The 3,035-nt window shown below is 29.1% G+C and carries 4 protein-coding genes; 1 reads left to right on the top strand and 3 read right to left on the bottom strand.

Annotated elements, in window-relative coordinates:
• The 3 genes from ACQCX0_RS01325 to ACQCX0_RS01315 form a co-directional block, all read right to left on the bottom strand.
• On the bottom strand, positions 1-177 hold a 177-nt coding region (locus ACQCX0_RS01325; RefSeq protein ID WP_462562328.1), incomplete at its 3' end, for a CNNM domain-containing protein.
• 5 nt (positions 178-182) lie between these two features.
• Entirely contained in the window at positions 183-1,310 is a 1,128-nt protein-coding gene (gene aroB / locus ACQCX0_RS01320; RefSeq protein WP_462562327.1) for a 3-dehydroquinate synthase, read from the bottom strand.
• Positions 1,304-1,861 carry a shikimate kinase gene (locus ACQCX0_RS01315; RefSeq protein WP_462562326.1) on the bottom strand — a complete coding sequence of 186 codons (558 nt, stop codon included), beginning with the start codon at positions 1,859-1,861 and terminating at the stop codon, positions 1,304-1,306. The genes aroB and ACQCX0_RS01315 overlap by 7 nt, the downstream gene beginning before the upstream one ends.
• A gap of 243 nt (positions 1,862-2,104) precedes the next feature.
• Here ACQCX0_RS01315 and ACQCX0_RS01310 point away from each other — a divergent pair, with 243 nt between their 5' ends.
• Positions 2,105-3,031 (top strand): tyrosine recombinase, encoded by a 927-nt coding sequence (locus ACQCX0_RS01310; protein WP_462562325.1) that lies wholly within the window; start codon positions 2,105-2,107, stop codon positions 3,029-3,031.
• Positions 3,032-3,035: the final 4 nt, after the last annotated feature.

Raw genomic sequence — 3,035 nt, 5'->3', positions numbered from 1 at the left:
TACAATTAAATTAGTATTTTTAGATAATAATAAATTAACAAGCCGAGCTTTATTACTACCTTGTTGCTCTTTTTGAAAAATTAAAGGCTTGGATACAGTAGTTAGTGCTGTTTCAGATGCCGATAAAAAAGCTGAAATAATAAGTAGAATTATAATACTAATAACAGATAATAACATGTAATCTAGTCCCAATATGCATGTAGAAAATTTAAGAGATCCTTTTTATTAACATTTTGTTGTAAAAAAGCCTCACCTATACCTGTAACTAAGACTAAATTAATACTAGCATTAGTATTTTTTTTATCTAAAAGCATTTGGGTTAGAAATTCTTCAGGGGAGAATTTCTTCGTAATTTTTTGAGTAACCTCTTTTAAGGTTCTAAAACCTTGTTTTTTAAGGTGTTTATCTACTAATACAATGTCAGTGTGAGGGCATAATTTTAAGTATAAAGAAAAATGAAAAGCCATAGATAGTCCTATGGCTACGGCTTCTCCGTGTAATAAATTTTGATTATAATTATTAAAAGCCTCAAGAGCATGGGCAAAGGAATGTCCTAGGTTGAGTAAAGCTCTGATGTTTTTTTGCTCAGTCTCATCTTGTTCTACAATTAAGGCTTTAGTAGAACAGGATTTTTCAATAATATAAGTAAGATAAGCTAAATTCTCATGATAATCTAAAAAATTATTCTTATTTAAAAAAGTAAAAAAATCAACATTATTAATCAAAGCATACTTCAATACCTCGGCATAACCGGCTAATTTTTCTCTTAATTTTAAGGTTGTTAAGAGGGTTGGGTCAACTATCACTGCTAGGGGTTGATAAATTGTACCGATTAAATTTTTAGCAGTATGATAGTTTAAAGCATTCTTGCCTCCTATGGCACTATCTACCTGTGCTAGTAGAGTTGTGGGAATATGAATAAAATCTATACCCCTTAATAAAATAGAAGCACAAAATCCTGCAATATCACCCAAAACTCCTCCTCCTACGGCAATGAGTAAGGTATTTTTACTAATTCTTTTATTAAGAATTTTTTCTATAAGAGCTTGAGCGGTTTGCCAATTCTTTTTTAGTTCGCTAACTTCTAAATAAATAAGAGTTGTGGTTATATCAGGGAATATTTGGTATAGTAAGTTTTGCAAAGGAATCACAGCTATGCTCTCTACATTTTTATCACCTATAATAATAATATCTCTTCCGGTACAGAATTTAGTAAGTACTTCTGTTATATATATTGAATAAAGAGGTTGCCCGATATAAATAGGATAACTTGGCAGTAGATTAACTGTAATAATATTCTGGGTTAGCATTGAGAGTTTTGTTCTTTAGTTGAGGGGTTTGATATTTTTAAAATATTAAGGATTTTATTAGAAGTTTCAATGATAGATTCATTCTCTAAGGTTATACTATAGTGTGCCTTGGCGTAGTTATTCTTTCTACTACTAAATAAATTAAGGATGGTAGTAGTAAGGGAAATACTGCTTGTATTACTAAAGAGAGGTCTTAGGGTGCTACTGTTTAATCTGTTGTGAATAATAGCTAAATTAGTGTTTAACCAGACAACAATGCCTTTAGTTAAGCATAACTCTTGAATTAAAGGGTTAATAAAACTACCACCTCCTAAGCTTAATACAAAATTATTTTTATTACTATGAAAGATTTCTTGTATAGCAATAAGTTCATATTCTCTAAATTTAGCTTCTCCTTCTTCTTGAAAGATTTGTGGAATAGTTTTCTTTAATTTTTGAGTAAGATAAATATCAGAGTCTAAGAATTTGAATCCTAATAAATTAGCAAGATAAAATCCAGTTGAGGATTTTGAGGCACAGGGCATACCAGTTAATATTAATATGTTATTCATATCTAGAGTATATAATAAAATTAATCAGTAATAAATAGACATTTTATAGAAAGAATATATAATTTATTATAAAAATAATGAAAAAGCTAGAATGATAACCTTATATGTATTACTATAAAAAGAAACCGATTAAAAAAATTCTGCTAATAATGCTAGGAAGTATAGTGCTATTCTGGATAATATTAGCTTATCACCGTATTACTATTGTCCCAACCATAGTGGAAGAAACTATACTTATAAATCATGAAAACTCCTGAACTTCCTAATAGTTTAAAATTATTTTTAGATTTCTTAGAAGTAGAAAAAGGGCTAGCTACTAATAGTATTTCAAGTTATACTAAAGATTTAGAGCATTTTAATGCTTTTTTATCAAGAAAAAAACCTATTAAGCAGTTAGATAATGCTACTAATAAGGATATAAAATCTTATATTCTAATGCTAAATAACGGCGGATTTAGTGCAGCTACCCAATCTAGAAGAATTTCAAGTCTTAAGCAATTTTATCTATTTTTATTCTCAGAGAATCTAATTCAGATTAACCCTATGCAGAATATTGAAAATCCAAAAACTGTCAAAAATTTACCTAATTTTCTTAGTATAGAAGAAATAACATTATTATTAAGTACGGCTTATAAAGAAGAGAATCCTAGAATTTATACTATGCTGGAAATACTCTATGCTACGGGTGTCAGGGTAACAGAATTGGTGTCTTTAAAGGTTTCTGATTTAATAGAAGAACGCAACTTTATACTAGTAATAGGTAAAGGTAATAAAGAGCGGATAATACCTCTTACTAATATTGCTAAACTTGCACTTAATACTTGGCTAAAAGTAAGAGCAAAACTCTATGAGCATAATTATGACGCAACAGAATACTTATTTCCCAGTAACTCTGTAACAGGATATATTACTAGAGAAAGATTTGCTCAATCCTTAAAAGAGATTGCTGTAAAAGCAGGGATTTTACAGCAAAGAATATCCCCGCACGTAATTAGACATTCTTTTGCTTCTCATATGTTAAATAACGGAGCTGATTTAAAAAGTATTCAAGCTATTTTAGGGCATTCAGATATTTTAACTACGGAGATTTATACCCATATTTTAGATAAAAGATTAAGAGAAATTATTACAACTAAGCATCCCCTAAGTCTTAGAAAAAATTTAAACTAAATAT

This window comes from Candidatus Hepatincolaceae symbiont of Strigamia maritima (assembly GCF_055505085.1).
This window is presented reverse-complemented; position numbering and strand designations above follow the sequence as displayed.